Source organism: Croceibacterium aestuarii (assembly GCF_030657335.1).
Lineage (GTDB): Bacteria > Pseudomonadota > Alphaproteobacteria > Sphingomonadales > Sphingomonadaceae > Croceibacterium_B > Croceibacterium_B aestuarii.
Genome location: NZ_CP131039.1, coordinates 1,764,125 through 1,781,270, shown reverse-complemented (window position 1 = coordinate 1,781,270; position 17,146 = coordinate 1,764,125). Strand labels below are relative to the sequence as shown.

At 66.8% G+C, this 17,146-nt stretch carries 17 protein-coding genes; 9 read left to right on the top strand and 8 right to left on the bottom strand.

Going from position 1 to position 17,146, the window contains the following annotated elements; genetic code table 11:
- Nucleotides 1–4 precede the first annotated feature (4 nt).
- The 4 genes from Q7I88_RS08700 (at nt 5) to Q7I88_RS08685 (ending at nt 3,302) form a co-directional block, all read left to right on the top strand.
- A complete protein-coding gene (locus Q7I88_RS08700; protein WP_305095528.1) occupies nt 5–754 on the top strand; it encodes a hypothetical protein in 750 nt (249 codons plus the stop codon).
- A 48-nt stretch (nt 755–802) separates the two neighbouring features.
- Nucleotides 803–1,546 carry a 16S rRNA (uracil(1498)-N(3))-methyltransferase gene (locus Q7I88_RS08695; RefSeq protein ID WP_305095527.1) on the top strand — a complete coding sequence of 248 codons (744 nt, stop codon included), beginning with the start codon at nt 803–805 and terminating at the stop codon, nt 1,544–1,546.
- 80 nt (nt 1,547–1,626) lie between these two features.
- Nucleotides 1,627–2,997, top strand: coding sequence for a glutamate--cysteine ligase (locus tag Q7I88_RS08690; RefSeq protein WP_305095526.1), 1,371 nt, complete (start codon nt 1,627–1,629; stop codon nt 2,995–2,997).
- Between the two features lie 5 nt (nt 2,998–3,002).
- Entirely contained in the window at nt 3,003–3,302 is a 300-nt protein-coding gene (locus Q7I88_RS08685; protein WP_305095525.1) for a putative quinol monooxygenase, read from the top strand.
- Here the strand turns inward: Q7I88_RS08685 and Q7I88_RS08680 are convergent, their stop codons facing one another.
- From Q7I88_RS08680 to Q7I88_RS08660, 5 genes are all read right to left on the bottom strand, one after another.
- Nucleotides 3,303–4,658 (bottom strand): methyltransferase family protein, encoded by a 1,356-nt coding sequence (locus tag Q7I88_RS08680; protein WP_305095524.1) that lies wholly within the window; start codon nt 4,656–4,658, stop codon nt 3,303–3,305.
- 66 nt (nt 4,659–4,724) lie between these two features.
- Entirely contained in the window at nt 4,725–6,071 is a 1,347-nt protein-coding gene (locus Q7I88_RS08675; protein WP_305095523.1) for an outer membrane protein assembly factor BamB family protein, read from the bottom strand.
- A gap of 11 nt (nt 6,072–6,082) precedes the next feature.
- Nucleotides 6,083–6,868 carry a tetratricopeptide repeat protein gene (locus Q7I88_RS08670; RefSeq protein WP_305095522.1) on the bottom strand — a complete coding sequence of 262 codons (786 nt, stop codon included), beginning with the start codon at nt 6,866–6,868 and terminating at the stop codon, nt 6,083–6,085.
- A gap of 115 nt (nt 6,869–6,983) precedes the next feature.
- Complete coding sequence (locus Q7I88_RS08665; RefSeq protein ID WP_305095521.1) at nt 6,984–8,123, bottom strand: glycosyltransferase family 4 protein; 1,140 nt, start codon at nt 8,121–8,123, stop codon at nt 6,984–6,986.
- Entirely contained in the window at nt 8,120–8,992 is an 873-nt protein-coding gene (locus Q7I88_RS08660; protein WP_305095520.1) for an alpha/beta fold hydrolase, read from the bottom strand. The genes Q7I88_RS08665 and Q7I88_RS08660 overlap by 4 nt, the downstream gene beginning before the upstream one ends.
- Nucleotides 8,993–9,034: 42 nt before the next feature.
- Here Q7I88_RS08660 and Q7I88_RS08655 point away from each other — a divergent pair, with 42 nt between their 5' ends.
- The gene (locus Q7I88_RS08655) at nt 9,035–10,435 is read left to right on the top strand and encodes a protein adenylyltransferase SelO family protein (protein WP_305095519.1); all 1,401 of its coding nucleotides are present in this window, start codon (nt 9,035–9,037) and stop codon (nt 10,433–10,435) included.
- 97 nt (nt 10,436–10,532) lie between these two features.
- Nucleotides 10,533–11,948 (top strand): succinylglutamate-semialdehyde dehydrogenase, encoded by a 1,416-nt coding sequence (astD, locus tag Q7I88_RS08650; protein WP_305095518.1) that lies wholly within the window; start codon nt 10,533–10,535, stop codon nt 11,946–11,948.
- Nucleotides 11,949–11,957: 9 nt separating this feature from the next.
- Here the strand turns inward: astD and Q7I88_RS08645 are convergent, their stop codons facing one another.
- The gene (locus Q7I88_RS08645) at nt 11,958–12,668 is read right to left on the bottom strand and encodes a hypothetical protein (RefSeq protein WP_305095517.1); all 711 of its coding nucleotides are present in this window, start codon (nt 12,666–12,668) and stop codon (nt 11,958–11,960) included.
- Nucleotides 12,669–12,911: 243 nt separating this feature from the next.
- Nucleotides 12,912–13,406, bottom strand: coding sequence for a glycine zipper 2TM domain-containing protein (locus Q7I88_RS08640; RefSeq protein WP_305095516.1), 495 nt, complete (start codon nt 13,404–13,406; stop codon nt 12,912–12,914).
- Nucleotides 13,407–13,572: 166 nt separating this feature from the next.
- Between Q7I88_RS08640 and rarD the strand changes: the two genes are divergently transcribed.
- On the top strand, nt 13,573–14,490 hold the full coding sequence (rarD, locus tag Q7I88_RS08635; protein WP_305095515.1) for an EamA family transporter RarD: 918 nt from the start codon (nt 13,573–13,575) through the stop codon (nt 14,488–14,490).
- Here rarD and pyrC read toward each other — a convergent pair.
- Entirely contained in the window at nt 14,487–15,524 is a 1,038-nt protein-coding gene (pyrC, locus tag Q7I88_RS08630; RefSeq protein WP_305095514.1) for a dihydroorotase, read from the bottom strand. The two genes, rarD and pyrC, sit on opposite strands and share 4 nt — an antisense overlap.
- Before the next feature lie 131 nt (nt 15,525–15,655).
- On the opposite strand from pyrC, the gene Q7I88_RS08625 reads away from it, so the two are divergent.
- Nucleotides 15,656–16,753, top strand: a complete 1,098-nt coding sequence (locus tag Q7I88_RS08625; RefSeq protein ID WP_305095513.1) for a PAS domain-containing protein — start codon at nt 15,656–15,658, stop codon at nt 16,751–16,753.
- Entirely contained in the window at nt 16,754–17,134 is a 381-nt protein-coding gene (locus Q7I88_RS08620; RefSeq protein WP_305095512.1) for a response regulator, read from the top strand.
- Nucleotides 17,135–17,146: the final 12 nt, after the last annotated feature.

Genomic DNA, 17,146 nt, shown 5'->3' with positions numbered 1-17,146 from the left:
TCGCATGCCGCATTTCCATCCGCCCAAGCCCATCCATGGGTGGCGCGCCTTCTTCGGCGAGATCGCCGTCGTCGTCATCGGCGTGCTGATTGCGCTTTCGGCAGAGGAACTGGTCAGCGACTACACCTGGCGGCACAGAGTCGAGCAAGGTGAAGAAGCGCTGCGCCAGGAAGCGGCCAGCGCCTTCGCGATCATGGCCGAGCAGGTCGCCGTGGCTCCGTGTATTGATGCGCAGATCGACGCATTGCGCGCCCATTTGCTGAACAATACGGCCTTCGCCCAGCCCGTGCCGCTGCAACGGGATTCCTATGGAACTTTCGTGATCCGCGCACCCTGGCGGCTGCTGCGCGATGGCGCGTGGCAATCACTCGTGAGCGACGGCACAGTGCCGCACATGAGCCAATGGACGCAGAAGAATACTGCCGCGTTTTACACGCAGCAGTCGAACATTCGCGAGCTGCTCGACCATCGCCGCGCCGCATTCGATCGATTGCGCATAATGGCCGATCCGATCGAACTCGATCAGGCGACGCGCGTGAGCCTCTTGCAGGACTTGTCCGAGCAAAGAGGCCGGAACGGTGAGGCAACTCTCCTGGCCAAGCAGATGATGCAGATGATCCTAAGTCTTCACCGCTTGCCGTCGGCGGATCTCGTCGATCGGGTCGCCGGACCCGGTGCTCCGGGCACGATTGCCTATTGCCGCGACAAAGGCCTTCCTGTCGCGGATTGGAAAAAGGTCCTGCCTCAAGGCTGATCCGCCACAGGTCTTGCCGTTTGTGCGCCGCTTCGACAGGGAAGAACTATGCCCGCCACGCCCGCCTGGCCGCCGCGCAGCGCCCCACGGCTGTTCCTCCCCGGACCGCTGGCGTCCGGCGCGAGCGTTTCGGTCGCGGGCAACCAGGCGCACTATCTCGCCAAGGTCATGCGCGTCAGCGAAGGCGACGCTGTCGTGCTCTGCGACGACGCCACCGGCGAATGGGCTGCGCGAGTGCTATCGGCCGGCAAGCGCGAGGTCGTGCTCGACCCGGTCGAACGGTTGCGGCCCCGCGAGGAAGTGCCCGATTTCTGGCTCTGCCCGGCGCTGCTCAAGAAGGACCGTTTCGATCTCGTGCTGGAGAAGGCGACCGAACTCGGCGTGCGCGCCATCCGGCCGGTGGTCACCCGGCGCTGCGTGGCCGACAAGCTCAACCTCGACCGGGCGTGCGCCCACGTGGTCGAGGCCGCCGAGCAGTGCGCCCGCACCGCCCTGCCGCACGTCGATGCGCCCGTTTCGCTCGACGCCCTCCTGCGCGACTGGCCGGCGGGCCGGGCGCTGTTCTTCGCCGACGAGCTCGGCGGCAAGCCGGCCGCGACAGCCTTCGCCGCGCACGCGGGCCCAGCCGCCATAGTTACCGGCCCCGAGGGCGGATTCGACGATGCCGAGCGCGACGCCATTCGCGCGCATCCCGCCGCCATCCCCGTGTCGCTCGGTCCGCGTATCCTGCGCGGCGAGACCGCGGCAATCGCCGCGACCGCCTTGTGGATGGGCGCGGCGGGCGACTGGTAAGTGCCGGGCCGAGGCCGCTTTTCCGGACAAAAGCAAATTGCGCTGGCCTGCGCGCAGCGAAACGCTAAAGGCGTCGGGCTATGAGCACGCGCAAGGCGTCAGAGGGGGAGGAGCCGCGGATCGAGAGCCGCGATCAGCTCGTGGCCCCGATGCAGGACGGCGAGAAGCCGCGCGATCGCTGGCGCATCGGCACCGAGCACGAAAAGCTCGTCTACAAGCTCTCCGACCATTCCGCCCCGAGCTACGACGAGCCCGGAGGCATCCGCGATATCCTGCTGGAAATGCAGCAGTTCGGCTGGAAGCCGATCGAGGAAGGCGGAAAGGTCATCGCCATGGGTGGCGAGGACGGCACGATCAGCCTCGAACCGGCCGGCCAGCTCGAGCTGTCGGGAGCCGCGGTCGAGAACCTTCACGAGACTTGCGCCGAAACCGGCCGGCACCTGACCCAGTGCAAGGCTGTAGGAGAGACGCTCGGCGTCGGTTTTCTCGGTCTCGGAATGTGGCCCGACAAGACCCGCGCCGCGCTGCCGATCATGCCCAAGGGCCGCTACGACATCATGCTGCGGCATATGCCGCGGGTCGGCAATCTCGGCCTCGACATGATGCTGCGAACCTGCACCATCCAGACGAACCTCGACTACTCGAGCGAGGAGGACATGGTGGCCAAGTTTCGCGCCTCCCTCGCGCTCCAGCCGCTGGCCACCGGGCTATTCGCCAACTCGCCCTTCACCGAGGGCAAGCCCAACGGCTACCTCAGCTATCGCAGCCACATCTGGTCCGACACCGATCCGCATCGCACGGGCATGTTGCCTTTCGTGTTCGAGGACGGCTTCGGTTACGAGCGCTATGTCGACTACATGCTCGACGTGCCGATGTACTTCGTTTTCCGCGAAGGGAAATACATCGACGCCGCCGGCCAGAGCTTCCGCGATTTCCTCAGGGGCGAGTTGCCGGCGCTGCCCGGCGAACTGCCGCTCGAAAGCGACTGGATCGACCACCTTTCGACCGCTTTCCCCGAGGTGCGGCTCAAGTCGTTCCTCGAGATGCGCGGCGCCGACGGGGGCCCGTGGAACCGCATTTGCGCCCTGCCCGCGCTGTGGGTCGGCCTGCTCTACGACCGCGCCGCGCTCGACGCCGCGTGGGACCTCGTCAAGGACTGGACGATGGAGGAGCGCGAGGCGCTGCGCCACGCAGTGCCCAAGCTGGCACTCGGGGCGCCGATCCCCGGGGGCAAGACGCTCCTGTCGCTGGCCCGCGAAATCCTGCCGATCGTCCGCGGCGGACTCTCGCGCCGGGCCCGGCTCAACGCCAGCGGCGACAACGAGACCGGCTTCCTCGAGCCGCTCGAGGAAATCGTCGAATCCGGTAAGGTTCCGGCGCAGCGCCTGCTCGACAAGTTCCACGGCGAGTGGGCGGGCGACATCGCCCGCGTCTATGAAGAGAGCTTCTGAGCGCGGTGATCGTCGTCAGCGGGCATTTTCGCTTGCCGCCGGGCCGGATTGACGAGGCGCGCGAACCGATGCGCAAGGTGGTCGCGGCGTCGCTCCTCGAACCTGCTTGCCGCGCTTATTCCTACGCCGAAGACGTTTCGGAGGCCGGCCTGTTCAGGGTCTACGAGGAATGGGACGATCGCGCCGCGCTGGAAGCGCACTTCGCGACCGCGCACATGCTCCGCTGGCAGAAGGAGCGCGACGCGCTAGGCTTCCACGACCGCGAGATTTCCATTCGCGAAGCGGGCCAAGCCGACCCGTTCTGATCATTCTGCCGGCTGCACCAGCGGCATGCGCCGCCCTCTGGCCCGGCCCAGCAAGCGGGCGAGCGGCGCCGTGATCAGCCCGTGCTCCTGCATCCAGGCATGGTATTCGCGGTACTTGGCGTCCTCGCCGAGCAGGTGCGCTTCCTCGGTTCGGGCGCGCCAGTAGTAGACCCCGCTGACGCAGGCGATGAACACCGTGTTGCGGATCACGTCGACCCACGAGTGGCTGGTGACCATCATCGGCATGACCGAAAGCCACCAGAACAGGTTCTTGGCCAGGTAGGCCGGGTGCCGGGTGTAGCGGTACGGACCATTGGTCAGCACGCCGCGATAGGTCAGGTTCGAGAAGCGGATGCCGAAGGCGACGGTCGCCCAGGCGTAGACCGCCGTCAGGAAGACCAGCAGTGCGGCCCAGGCCCAGAGCACGGCGACGTGGCCGCCGAACCAGTAGGCCCAGTCGGCGGTGTTGTATTCGTATTGAATGACCCCGCCGTTGCCCATGAAGGCATAGACGAACGGCGGGTAGCACATCAGCGCGGCGACCCAGCCGGCGAGCAGCGGATTGCCGCTGCGGATGTGCGCGTCGAGGGGGCGCATCGTCAGCAAGTAGCCGACCGTGCCGATCTGGACGTCGACGACGAACATCAGGCTGAGCAGGGCGTTGCCGGCATAGACCGGATCGGACAGCGCCTGCGAGAAGTCGGCATTGACGATTTGAGCGAAGCCCGGGGGCAGGATCGAAATCATGAAGGCGGTGAAGAAGGCCTTGATGACCCAGGCGCGCCAATGCTTCTTGACCCGCTCGATATCCCAGGCCTCGCGCCCGATCAGCAGCGCGCCGAAGTGCCAGGCCCCGTCGCGCGGATGGACCAGGACCCGGTCGAGCCACAGCACGTAGGGGATCGAGAGCACGAACAGGGGCAGCGCCGCCGCGCCGATCACTTCCATCGCGAAGAGGAACTGCCCGTCCCAGTAGAAACGGCCGAGACAATAGGCGAAGCCGATCAGCGCCCATGTCGCCCACAATCCCGCGAGCTTGGTCACCGCCGTCTCGAGCGCGAGCGCCAAGGGGCGCGGTCTGGACCAGTCGATGCCGGTGCTGGGATTGCGGTGGACCTTGTCGACGAAGATCGACCAGGCGGCCATCACCCCGCCGGTAAGCACCATCGCCAGCAAGGCGCTGTACGGTCCTGAAAGCCGCGCGCGCGGGCCCGGCAGATCGAAGGCGGCAGCGATGTCCGGCCAATGGCGGGCAAGCAGAACGTATCCGGCCAGCGCCAGCACCCCGCTGACGCCGACCCACGGCGAAACATCGCTCGCGGGCGGTCCTCCCGCCTTTTGGGACTGCGCGTTCATTGCGCCCGGCCCTAGCGCCAAAGGGTTAAAAGCCGGGTAAGACGTGGCGCCAAAAGGCCCGAGAAATCAGCGGAAGGCGGTGATCTTTCCGCTGTCTTCCAGCACGTAAAGCGTCTGGTTGGCGACGATCGGCGGCAGCGAAATGCCGCTGCCGAACTTGGTGAAATCGGTCGCCTCGCCGGTCATCACGTCCACCGACCTGAGCTCGCCGCGGGTGTTGGCGATCCACAGCTTGTTTCCGGCCAGCACCGGACCGGTCCAGAACACCGGATTGGTGCGCTTTTCCTCGTTCTTGTAGCGCATCAGCTGGGTGATCCAGCGGATCTTACCGGTCGAGCGGGCGATCGCCAGCAGCCGTGCATCGTCGGTCAGCGTGAAGATCCACTCTCCGGCCACCACGGGGGTCGATATCCCGGCCAGCGAGAGTTCCCAGATGCGCTGCCCGGTGACCAGCTCGTAAGCCGCCATGCGCCCGCCCTGGCCGAGCGCATAGACGCGGCCGTTGTCGATGATCGGGTCGGCATCGACGTCGGTCAGCGTGCTCACCGAGGTCGAGATCGACGTCCGCGCCAGCGCGTCCGACCACAGCGTGCGACCGTTCTCGTAGCGATAGGCGACGATTTCACCGGTGCTGTAACCGGCGATGACCGTGCCCTGCCCCGCGGCTGGAGCGGCGACGCCGTAGACGCCGGCTTCGCCGGAGGCGGCGGCATCCTGCCACAGGATGCGGCCGTCTTCGGTAGCCAGCGAGAAGATCTGATTGTCCTGCGTCATCGCATAGACGGCGTTGAAGGCGACGGTCGGCGATCCGCGGAGCGGCCCGGCCGGGCGCACGCGCCATTCCTCGGTGCCGGTCTGGGCGTCGAGCTTGACCACATCGCCCGCACCGCTCGTGGCGTAGACCTTGCCGTCGAAATAGCTCACGCCGCCGCCAAACGACGAGGGCCGCAGATCCTTTTCGAGGTCGGTCTGGTAGGTCCACCGCTTCGTCCCGGTGGCGGCATCGAACGCCTGCACCGCGCCATTGGTATCGACCACGTAGAGCAGACCCCCGCCGACGACCGGGGCGGCGGCAAGACGCTCGCGCTTGCTGGTGCCGGGGATCGATGCCGTCCAGACCGGCGCGGGGTTGTCCGCCAGCGCGAGGTTGCCGGTGGCCTTGGTCGCAGAGCCGGCGGCCTGCGCGAAGTCGGCATTGACCTGCGGTGGCGGGACGACGACCGCAACGCCGGCCAGCGCCGGATCGGGGGTCGCCGCATTGGCGATTCGCGAAAGGATCGGCTGGCGATTGCCGATGGTCGGCGTCTTGGCCTTGTCCTTTCCACCGAAGATAGCGCAGCCGCTGAGCATGCCGGCCAGCGCGAGGGCGGCAATGCTGTTGCGCAGGAAAGGCGAGAAAGTCTTGGCGTTCATATGTCCATCCATCACTGCGCGGCGGGATTGACCGCAGTGCCCGGCTCTTCCATTTCGGAAAGCGCCTCGTCGACGTCCTCCACCGCATCGAAGCCGAGCAGACCGGACATCTGCCGCGCCCGCGAGCGGAGCGACTGCGGCGCCGTGTCGTCCTTGGCGATGGCGGCGAACAAGGGGCCGGCGAGGTCTTTCTTGTCCTGTTGAAGGTAAGCCATCGCGACGAGTTCGGCGGCACTCGGGAAAAACGCATTGCCCGGTACCGCGAGCGGCTTGAGACGATCGACGACCTCCTGCGGCTTCATCTTGTCGTAGTTGGCCGAAACGCCGCGGATCGCGGCGAGGTCGCGGTAGGCCTGCGGAGCGCTGGCGTCGTCGGCCACGGCAAAGAACATCTGCGCGGCCTTGGCGGTGTCTTTCTTGTCGGCAGCGATGGCCGCGCGCAGCAGGTCCGCCGCCGCCTGGGCGCCCGGCGAGCCTTCGGTAGAAATCGCCGCCAGTTGCTGGTCCGCCTTGTCGAGATTGCCGGCATCGAGCTGGTCGAGCGCGGTGACGAACGTCTCCGAGCCTTCCTCGAGCGTCTTCTCCTGGTTCTCCTGCCACAGCAGGTAGCCACCGAAAGCGAGCAAAGCGGCGACGATCACCCCGGCGATGAGCTTGCCGTATTTCTTGGCGAACTGGGCCGCTTCATCCTGGCGTACGGCCTCGTCCACTTCGCGCAGCAGCATGTCCTGCTGCGCGTTCTCGCGCGAGGCGCGCTTGTCTTCCTCGGATTGCGGTGTCGTAGGTGTCAGGGCCACGCGGGGTCCGTTGCTGGTTTCTCTCTGCGCGCCCCGTTAGGGCCACGGGCGCGAATTCGCAATTGCCTTGTCCGCAAGTGTCCCCGGGCAGGTGAACCGCCGGTGAAGCGCGGGATCACTCGGCGCGGCGCGCAATGGCCGACCAGTAGAGCGCCTTGTAGCGCTCAACCATCTTCGCTTCCTCGAACTCGGCGCGCGCCTTGGCCCGGTTGGCCAAGCCGACGCTGGCGCGCAGCGCGGGATCGGCCGCCAAGGCTGTCAGCGCGGCGGCGAGGGCCGCCTCGTCGCCGGGCGGGACGATGAAGGGGAGGTTTTCCTTGGCGACCATCGCCGATACATCCCCGACCGCCGGCGCCGCCACTGGCACCCCGGCCGCCATCGCCTCAATTACCGAGATCGGGAATTGCTCAGATTGCGAGGAGAGTGCGAAGATGTCGAACAGGGGAGCGAGCGCGGCAGCTTCCGCGAAGCCCGGGAGGTGTACGCGGTCCTCGATCCCCAGGCGCCGCGCCTCGTCTTCGATCGCACCCCGCTCCGGCCCCTCGCCGGCGATGACAAGTTGCCATTCCTCCGCCAAGCCGGCGAAGGCGCGGACCAGCGCCGGCAGGTTCTTGATCTTGCGCAGCCCGGCGAGCGTTCCCACCCACAGTTCACCTCTGCGCTTAACCAGGCCCGGCAGCAGATCGGGCCTGGGCTTGCGGGCATAGGCCGCGGTCGGGACCCCGTTGGGGATCCGCCGTACCCGGCTGCGCGGTTGGTGCCAGGCGCGCAGCGCAACGGTTTCCAGCGTGCGCGACGGAACCACCAGCGCTGCCGTCCGCCCGAGCGCGATACGCCGATAGAGATTGCGCGCAGGCTTGAGCCCGTTCGCTTCGTCCTCGTTGAAGCCGTCCTCGTGATGAACCAGCGGCGGCAACCTATAGGCGTCGGCAAACAGGGTGTGCGCGAGCACCGCGTCCATAGCCCCCCAGTTGTAGGTACAAACGAGATCGTATGACTGCATCGCCGCGGCGAGCCGCGCCAGCCGGCCCGGCCACGGCTTGCCGGAAAGCGATGGGAACGGCGGCCAGCTGACCGGCGCCTTGCCATCGAGCAGCCCGGCAGCACCCCGCCGCGCAGGGTCGTCCGATACGATGGCGTGCTCGGCTTGGCGCCCCAGCGCGTTGACCAGTTGCACGCAGCGCACTTCCTTGCCGCCCGCGTCGAACGTCGAATGCAGATGCAGGATACGCGGCCGGGAACCCTGGGCGGTCATGCGATCTCTGCCAGCCAGTCGCCGATTGCCTCGAGGGCCGCGGGTTCGTCGAGCATCGGGGGGTGGCCGACGCGCGGCACCGTGACCGCACGCGTCCCGGGCACTTCTCGCTGCATTCGCTCGACCGTCGCAGGCGAGAGCAAGTCCGAAAGCTCGCCGCGCAGCACCAGCAAAGGCTTGCCGGCAAGTGCGCGAAAGGCCGGCCACAGATCGGCGTCGAGCCCATCGTCGGCATTGTCGAACAGGTCCGCGATGCGCATGTCGTAGTCGAAGGTGATGCGCCCGCTTCCGCTAATGCACATCACCTGCTTGGCAAGGGCTATCCACTGGGAAAGGCCGAAGTCCGGATGGGCCGCGCCCATGCTTTCGCGCAGCGCGCGCGCAGCGTGCATCCAGGTTTCGTAGCTGCCCCCCTGCCCGACATAATCGCGAATTCGCGCCACGCCCGCCGGCTCGAGATCGGGCCCGATGTCGTTGAGCGCGACACCGGCAAGCGGCCACGAATCGTCCCGCGCGATCGCCATGGCCATCACGCCGCCCATCGAAGTGCCGACGATCGCCACCGGCCCTTCCTCGCGTTCGCGCAGCAGCTGGACGACATCGCGCACGTACTGCTGCAGCGTGTAGTTCGACGAATCGCGTGAATATTCGCTTCGGCCGCGGCCGCGCATCTCGGGAACGAGGATGCGCCATTCGCCCGCGAAGCGGTCGGCAAGGGCGGTAAAATCGCGCGCGTTGCGCGTCAGGCCGTGCAAGCAGAGCAAGGTCGGCCGACCTGCATTGCTTCCGGGATATTCGCGGTAATGCAGCAGCAGGCCATCTTCGGCGCGCCACTCGCGGCCGGCGAACGGGGCCGGATTATCTTTCATTGGCGGCTTGTCCCCCGGAGCATCGAAGACCACTAATGCCAGATGCGCGCCGAACCGCAACCTGCCCCTTACCGTCCCGATCCCCGACTCCTCGCCCTGGCCGACTGGCTGACCGATCGCGTCGAATCCGCCGATTTCCCGATGCACGAGCTGCGCTTTCGCAACCGCCGCTGGGACGGGGCGGTCGGGCTGGCGGACCTGTCGGATGAGCAATGGATTGGCCATTTCGGCAAATTCGAGCCTTTGCCCGAAAACCTGCCTCAGCCGCTCGCCCAGCGGTACCATGGCCACCAGTTCCGGGTGTACAATCCCGAAATCGGCGACGGCCGCGGCTTTACCTTCGCCCAGCTGCGCGATGCACCCGGCCGCCTGCTCGATCTGGGCACCAAGGGCAGCGGGCTGACCCCCTACAGCCGCACCGCGGACGGCCGGCTGACGCTGAAGGGCGCCGTACGCGAAATCCTGGCGACCGAAATGCTCGAGGCGCTCGGCGTCTATACCTCCAAGACTTTCTCGGTGATCGAGACCGGCGAAGCGCTGGAGCGCGGCGACGAGCCCTCTCCCACCCGCTCTGCCGTGCTCGTGCGCCTCAGCCACTCGCACATCCGCATCGGCACGTTCCAACGCCTCGCCGCCCTCGGGGAGTCTGACCACATGCGTGCGCTGGCCGAATACTGCTTGGAGACCTATCCCGGCCCGCCGCCGCCCGAAGACGCACCGGGGCGCGACGAACCGGCCGCACGGCTGATGCACCAGGCGGTCGAGCGGCTGGCCGATCTCGCCGCGAGCTACATGGTCGCCGGGTTCGTCCACGGGGTGCTCAATTCCGACAACATGAACGTCACCGGCGAAAGCTTCGACTACGGGCCGTGGCGCTGGCTGCCGCAATGGGACCCCGCCTTCACCGCCGCCTATTTCGACCATGGCGGGCTCTACGCCTTCGGCCGCCAGCCCGAGGCGATCCACTGGAACCTCGGCCAGCTGGCCATTGCCCTGCGGACGATCTGCGAACCCGAACCGCTGGTCGCCGCATTCAACCGCTTCGGCGATTGCTACAGCGCGGCGATGGCGCGGCGCTTCTGCTGGCGACTCGGTGTCACCGGCGCCGACCGCGACTGCGCGGTCGCCTTGATCGGCGCGGCAGAGCGGACGATGCGCGAGGGCAAGCTCGGCCCCGATGCGTTCTTCTTCGCCCACCGCGGGGGCCGCGGCGCGAGCGGTGAGCTGGCGCAGGCCCTGGCCCCGTTCCAGCCGGTACCCGGCGACCATCCCTACTGGGACGGCGCGGGTCCGCAGGCGATGCTGATCGACGAAGTCGAAGCGATCTGGGCCGCGATTGCCGAGCGCGACGACTGGCAGCCGCTCTACGACAAGGTCGCGGCGCTCCGCCGCATGGGCGATGCCCTCGGCGAGCCGCCCGCTCCCGCGGGGCACGGCAATTAGTTTCATCTAAACCCTAGCCGGACTGGCTTGCTTAAGGCGGAGCCGCTATCAGCCCCCAACTATCCCGTTAGAAACTCAGTTAACCTGTCAAAACGTCTTGGGTGACAACCTGATCATATCCACCGAGCCGGCCACCGGCCAGGAGCTGTGGCGCGGCAATGCCGGCAACGTCGACGAGACCGTCGAGCGCGCCCGCCGTGCCTGGCCGGCCTGGGCTGCGCAGCCGCTCGCCAAGCGAATCGAGCTGGTTCGCCGCTTTTCCAACGAAGTGCTGAAGGAGCAGGACGCCTTCGCAGAGCTGATCGCGCGCGAAACCGGCAAGCCGCTGTGGGAAGCGCGCACCGAGGTCGAAGCGGTGATCGCCAAGGTCGAGATCTCGATCCGCGCCTATGCCGAGCGGACGGGTCAGCGCAAGCTCGACTCCGCCCTGCGCGGCAGCGCGGCGGTGCGGCACAAGCCGCACGGCGTCATGGCGGTGCTCGGCCCGTACAATTTTCCCGCCCACCTGCCCAACGGACACGTCGTGCCGGCGCTGATCGCCGGGAATGCGGTAATCCTCAAGCCGAGCGAAAAGACCCCTGCGACCGGCGAATTCCTGATGACGCTGTTCAACCGGGCCGGGATCAGCGCGGCGCTGGTACAAGTGCTCCACGGCGGGCCGGAGGAAGGCAAGGCGCTGGTCGCGCATCCGGGAATCGACGGGGTCCTCTTTACCGGCAGTGCCCAGGCGGGGATCGCCATCAATCGCAAGCTGGCGACCAATCCGGGCAAGATCGTGGCGCTCGAGATGGGCGGCAACAACCCGATCGTCCTGTGGGATACGCCGAAGATTCACGATGCGGTGAACCTAATCGTGCAATCGGCCTTCACCACCGCCGGGCAGCGCTGCACCGCCGCGCGCCGTCTGATCGTCAAGACAAGCATGTACGACGAGACAATCGCCGAATTGAAGAGCACGACCGAGCGCATAATCATCGGCGCTCCCTTCGACGAGCCGGCGCCGTTCATGGGCCCCGTGATCGACGAGGCCGCCGCCGATCAGCTGACCGAGGCGTTTCTCTATCTGCTGTCGAACGGCGGCAAGCCGATCACCCACATGCGCCGCCCGCGCAAGGGCCTGCCCTTCGTCACCCCCGGCATCATCGACATCACCGACATGTCCGAACGCCCCGACGTCGAACTGTTCGGGCCGCTGCTGCAAGTGGTGAAGGTCGACGATTTCGACGCGGCCATCGCCGAAGCCAACAACACCCGGTTCGGGCTCTCGGCCTCGCTGATCGGTGGCAACCCGCAGGATTACAACCGCTTCTGGGCCAACATCCGCGCGGGAATCGTCAACTGGAACCGTCCGACCAACGGCGCGAGCTCGGCGGCTCCGTTCGGCGGCATCGGCCTTTCGGGTAATCATCGCCCGGCGGCATTCTACGCCGCGGACTATTGCGCCTACCCGGTCACGAGCACCGAGATGGAGCAGCCGCGCGCCAGCCTCGGGGTCGGATTCAAGGACGCCTGAGCCGGTCGGTCACTCGCCGTTGGTGACGAGATCGACCGAAGTCAGGCCGTTCTTCTGCTTGCGGGCATAGACCACGAAGCTGCTCCCCGCCTTGGTCCCGCCGAGCGTGTTTTCGCCATCGATCAGCGCGCGGTCGGTGGAAAACCCGGCATTGCTTGCCCTGGTGAAATAGAAGTCGATGACTTCATCCAACGGCACCGGGGTGAGGAAATTGACGACCCTCAGATGGCACTTGCCGGCGTCGCTTCCGGCCGCCTCCTGCACGGCCCCGCGCGGGTAGACCGGAAACGCGGCCGGCATCTTCGCCGCCCAGCTCGCCGAGTAGGTCGCCGCTTCGGCGCAGTTCTCGCTGCCGCCGGGCGAGGCGGCGGCGCGTGCCGCAGCCGTCAGCGTGGCGCCGGCCGGCAGCGAGCCGGAGACTTTGCGGGCGTCGGGCGCCTTTTTCATCCGCCCCGGGCCGCCCACCAGCTTGAGCGCGTCGGCGCGCGCCGCGGCGGTCGCTTCGGCCGAACTGTCTTCCACCGGAATCGAACCATCGCCGTCGGGCAAGTCGGCCGCGGCGTTCGCGCGATTCTGTTCGACCAGATCGGGATCGACCATGATCCGGTCCTGCAGCGCGGCATTCATCGCCGGATCGCCTTCGGGCTTGGCCGCCGGCTCTCCGCTGTCGCAGGCGGCGAGCAACAGAAACGGGGCGAGGAGCAGGACTGAACGGTTCATCGAATCTACCCTGACAGGCGGGCCGAGACCCGCGGACCGCGCGGCTATACAGCCGAACGGCCGGCCAAAGACACATCGCAATCGAGCCGTCCCGAATTGGGATGGCCGGGGAGCCGCAAAACTCAAGGCGCCCGCACGGTCTCCCGCACGGACGCCTTGGCGCGACCCCTCGAAGTTTGCGACTCGGGAGCCGCGCACCGGCTATGCCCAACAGGGAAAGGCTAGCCGATATCGGTCGGTGTTCTAGCGGCAACCGCCCTTGTCGACTTCCTTGCCGACAAACGCCCCCGCGGCAGCGCCGAGGATGGTGCCGAGCGTGCGGTCGCCGCGGGTGTCGATCGAACGGCCGAGCAGCGCGCCGGCGGCCGCGCCGACAATGAGGCCGGTCGTTCCATCGCGGCGGCTGCAGTAGGTGCGGCCGTCGTTGCCGCGCCACACGCGCGTGTCGCGATAGACGGGCTCGGCGTAGTAGGTGCGCTGCGGCTGATAGTAACCGTACGAGCCATAGCCGGAGGAGCGGTAGCGGTCCGAACGATAGCGGTCGTAGTCGCGATCGTGGCCGCGGCGGTGGTCCCAGCCACGGTGCCTGCCGCGGTCGCCCTTGTGCTGCCAGGTATCGGTTTCGTAAGCGCTGTGCGCGGCGCCCGGAAGCCCGAAATCGGCGGCCGATGCGGCGGCGGGGAGTGCCATGCCGGCGACGGCCAGCGTCGCGGCTGCGTTGCGGAAGACTGTATTCATGTCACAACTCCTTTGTGGCTGTTCGAGCCGGTGGTTCATAAATACGGCGTCTTTTCTGAACATCATGCAACGCGGTTGCAAGGAATGACAACGCCTTGTTTTCCTTGCCAGATAACTTTGGTTTGCCGGCTTGCCGCCCGTCCGGGCGCGGCGTAGGTCCGCCGCGATGAGCGAAACGGGCACGCATTATGACCGGACCGGGCTGGCGAGCGCCATCGGCGCGCATGTCTTCTGGGGCTCGATGCCGCTTTATCTGCAGCTCGTACGCACCGTACCCGCGGTCGAATACGTCGCCTGGCGAATCCTGTTCACCATCCCGCTTTGCCTTGCAGTCATCGCCTGGCGGCGCGCCTGGCCCGAACTGCGCACGGCAATGCGCGACCGCAAGACGATGCTCACCTTGCTCGCCAGTTCGATCCTGATCGGGGTCAACTGGTTCCTCTACGTGTGGTCGATCCAGACCGGTCACGTCTACGCGGCGAGCCTCGGCTACTACATCCTGCCGCTGACGATGATGCTGCTCGGCCTTGTCGTGCTCGGCGAAAAGCTCACCCGCTGGCAGTGGCGCGCTATCGCCATCGCCGGGGTGGGCGTGGCGATCCTCGCCGCGGGTGCCCTCTCCACCCTGTGGCTGAGCCTGAGCATGGCCATCACCTTCGGGCTCTACGGTCTGCTGCGCAAGACCGTGAAGGCAGGCCCGCTTCCCGGGCTGACTCTCGAGGCGGCGATCCTCGCTCCGATCTCGCTCGCGCTGGCCTGGTGGTATGCGGCGAGCCCCGCAGGCTCGGCGCTGGCGCAAGGGCCGCTGGTGGCCTTCGCCGTGGCGATGGGCGGCCCGATGACGGCGTTTCCGCTGATCATGTTCGCTTTTGCCGCGCGGCGCCTGCCCTACACGGTGATCGGGTTCCTGCAGTTCAGCTCGCCGACGATCGTCTTCCTGCTCGGCCTGCTGGTCTTCGGCGAGGAGCTGCACCCCGCCCAGCTCGCCTGCTTCGCGTTGATCTGGACGGCCGCGGCGGTGTTCCTGTGGGACGCGTTCCACAACGCCCGGCGCACCCGGGCGCCGGTCGCTCCCGCCGCCTAGGCGAGTCGCCAGCTCAGCGTTTCGCCGGCGTGGAAGGGGACCAGCACCTCGCCTTCCGCCGCGATCTCCGCCGGGACTTCGACCGGGGTTTGTTCGAGTGTCACGCTGCCTTCGTTGAGCGGCAGGCGGTAAAAGCGCGGCCCGTTCTCGCTGGCAAAGGCCTCCAACCGGTCGAGCGCGTCCTCCGCATCGAATACCGCCGCGTAGCTTTCGAGCGCGAAGGGGGCATTGAAGATGCCGGCGCATCCGCAGGCGGCTTCCTTCAAATGCCGGGCATGCGGCGCGCTGTCGGTGCCGAGGAAGAACTTCGCACTGCCCGAAGTCGCCGCCTTGCGCAGTGCCAGGCGGTGATGCTCGCGCTTCGCGACCGGCAGGCAATAGGCGTGCGGCCGGATCCCGCCGACCAGCATGGCGTTGCGGTTGATGTGCAGGTGCTGGGGAGTAATCGTCGCCCCGACGTTCTCCCCCGCGCTCTCGACGAACTGCACCGCATCGGCCGTGGTCACGTGCTCGAACACGATCCGCAGCTCGGGCAGCTCGCGGGTCAACGGTTCGAGCGCACGCTCGATGAACACCGCCTCGCGGTCGAACACGTCGATATCCGGGGTCGTCACTTCGCCATGCACGCACAGCGTCATGCCGATCTGGGCCATGCGCTCGAGCACCGGCATGATCTCGCTCAGGGCCGTGACGCCGTGCGCCGAGTTTGTCGTCGCGTTGGCCGGGTAGAGCTTGGCTGCGGTGAAGACGCCCTCGGCGAAGCCCCGCGCAACCTCAGCGGGGTCGGTCGCGTCGGTCAGGTAGCAGGTCATCAGCGGAGTGAAATCCGCACCCTTGGGCAGAGCGGCAAGGATCCGCTCGCGGTAGGCGACGGCGCTCGCCACGTCGGTCACCGGCGGCGAAAGATTGGGCATGACGATCGCGCGGGCGAACTGCCGCGCGGTGTGATCGACGACGGCGCGCAACATATCGCCGTCGCGCAAATGCACGTGCCAATCGTCGGGGCGGCGGATGGTCAGGCGCTTCGCGGACATCGCCGCCCGATAGGACGCGCGCGGTCATGCCACAAGCACCCGCTTGCCGCGACCGGCCCGGCGCGAGGAACCGCAGCAAGGATCCAGCGTTGGATGGCGAAACAGGTTTCCACAAATTCAATGAGCTGACATTGACCGACGACGAACAAGTGAGTTCGCGCCCGTCTCAGGCGATGGGCAATCCAAGAGACTTCGACGACAGTGCGGAGCGGTTCCGGGATGAAAATCCCGAGGCCCGTTTCGTCGGCTCGTCGGGTGTCATGTTCGAGCAGGCCATGGCGCAGACGCGCATGGCGATATGCCTGAGCGACCCTCAGCTTCCCGACACGCCGATCGTCTTCGCCAACAAGGCGTTTCGAAACCTCACCGGCTATGACGAGGACGAGATCGTCGGCCGCAACTGCCGCTTTCTTCAGGGTCCGGATACCGATCCGAAGCAAGTGAAGAAAATGCGTGAGGCGATTTCGAACGAGGATGTCGTGGTCGTCGAACTGCTCAATTATCGCAAGGACGGTTCCAGTTTCTGGAACGCCCTGCATCTCGGCCCGATTTACGACGACACGGGCAACCTCAAGTACTTCTTCGGCAGCCAGTGGGACGTTTCCGACGTCCGCGCATCGCGCGCCGAAGAACACTATGCCCGCGAAATGGCCCGCGAACTGTCGCACCGGATGAAGAACATGTTCTCGGTCATCTCCGGCATCGTCAACGTCACGGGCCGGATGCGCGGGGTCGAGTCCGAAGCGCGCGAGATCAACGAGCGCGTGCAGGCGCTGGGGCGTGCCTACGAAACGACGCTCGACGATGCCTCTGCCGGACGCATCGAAATCGGCCAGGCGATCCGCGCGATCCTGCAGCCCTACGACGTCGGCGAAGGCCACCTCCGCCTGCTCGGCAACGGCGTTCGCGTACCCTTCGCTGCGGTTTCCAGCATCGGAATGGTCCTGCACGAACTGGCCGCCAACGCCACCAAGCATGGCGCGTGGACTCGCGACGGCGGGCTGGTCGAAGTCGACTGGCGGGAAAAGGGCGAAGGCGAGGACCGCATGCTCGAAGTTACGTGGCGCGAGAAATTCGGTCCGGAAGTGAGCGCCCCGAAGGACAGCGCCGGTTCGGGCAACGCGATCATCGATCGGCTGCTGCGCTTCGCCAACGGACGTATCGATCGCGAATGGCGCAAGGACGGCCTCGTCGCGACGGCGCGCCTCCCGATCTGGAAGGCTGAGTAAATGTGTGATTCCGATGCGGCGTGCCACGTCCTCCTGCTCGAAGACGAACCGATGATCCTGATGGATCTCGAATTCGCGGCGGAAGCGTGCGGTTGCAGCGCGCTGTGCGCCACCAACGTCAAACAGGCCCTCAGACACCTCGAAAACGGCGGGCCGGTCCGTGTCGGCGTTCTCGATGTCAATCTTGGCCAGGGGCAGACCTGCGAACCGGTGGCCCGCGAGCTCGAACGCCGCGGAATTCCCTATATCCTCCATTCGGGCGATCTCGACCGCCAGGACGAAACCGTTCGCTCGCTCAATGCGCAGCTCATTCCCAAGCCGGCCAATGCCGACCACGTGATTTCGACCGCGATGAACCAGGTCGGGCGCAAGTGCGCCTGACGCGCTCGCGAG

Excerpts from the sequence above, each read along its gene's own strand:
- Q7I88_RS08675 (WP_305095523.1), bottom strand. The coding sequence starts at position 6,071 with ATGAACGCCAAGACTTTCTCGCCTTTCCTGCGCAACAGCATTGCCGCC.
- Q7I88_RS08640 (WP_305095516.1), bottom strand. The coding sequence starts at position 13,406 with ATGAATACAGTCTTCCGCAACGCAGCCGCGACGCTGGCCGTCGCCGGC.
- rarD (WP_305095515.1), top strand. The coding sequence starts at position 13,573 with ATGAGCGAAACGGGCACGCATTATGACCGGACCGGGCTGGCGAGCGCC.
- Q7I88_RS08620 (WP_305095512.1), top strand. The coding sequence starts at position 16,754 with ATGTGTGATTCCGATGCGGCGTGCCACGTCCTCCTGCTCGAAGACGAA.
- pyrC (WP_305095514.1), bottom strand. The coding sequence starts at position 15,524 with ATGTCCGCGAAGCGCCTGACCATCCGCCGCCCCGACGATTGGCACGTG.
- Q7I88_RS08695 (WP_305095527.1), top strand. The coding sequence starts at position 803 with ATGCCCGCCACGCCCGCCTGGCCGCCGCGCAGCGCCCCACGGCTGTTC.
- Q7I88_RS08665 (WP_305095521.1), bottom strand. The coding sequence starts at position 8,123 with ATGACCGCCCAGGGTTCCCGGCCGCGTATCCTGCATCTGCATTCGACG.
- Q7I88_RS08655 (WP_305095519.1), top strand. The coding sequence starts at position 9,035 with ATGCGCGCCGAACCGCAACCTGCCCCTTACCGTCCCGATCCCCGACTC.
- Q7I88_RS08645 (WP_305095517.1), bottom strand. The coding sequence starts at position 12,668 with ATGAACCGTTCAGTCCTGCTCCTCGCCCCGTTTCTGTTGCTCGCCGCC.
- Q7I88_RS08690 (WP_305095526.1), top strand. The coding sequence starts at position 1,627 with ATGAGCACGCGCAAGGCGTCAGAGGGGGAGGAGCCGCGGATCGAGAGC.
- Q7I88_RS08700 (WP_305095528.1), top strand. The coding sequence starts at position 5 with ATGCCGCATTTCCATCCGCCCAAGCCCATCCATGGGTGGCGCGCCTTC.
- Q7I88_RS08660 (WP_305095520.1), bottom strand. The coding sequence starts at position 8,992 with ATGAAAGATAATCCGGCCCCGTTCGCCGGCCGCGAGTGGCGCGCCGAA.
- Q7I88_RS08680 (WP_305095524.1), bottom strand. The coding sequence starts at position 4,658 with ATGAACGCGCAGTCCCAAAAGGCGGGAGGACCGCCCGCGAGCGATGTT.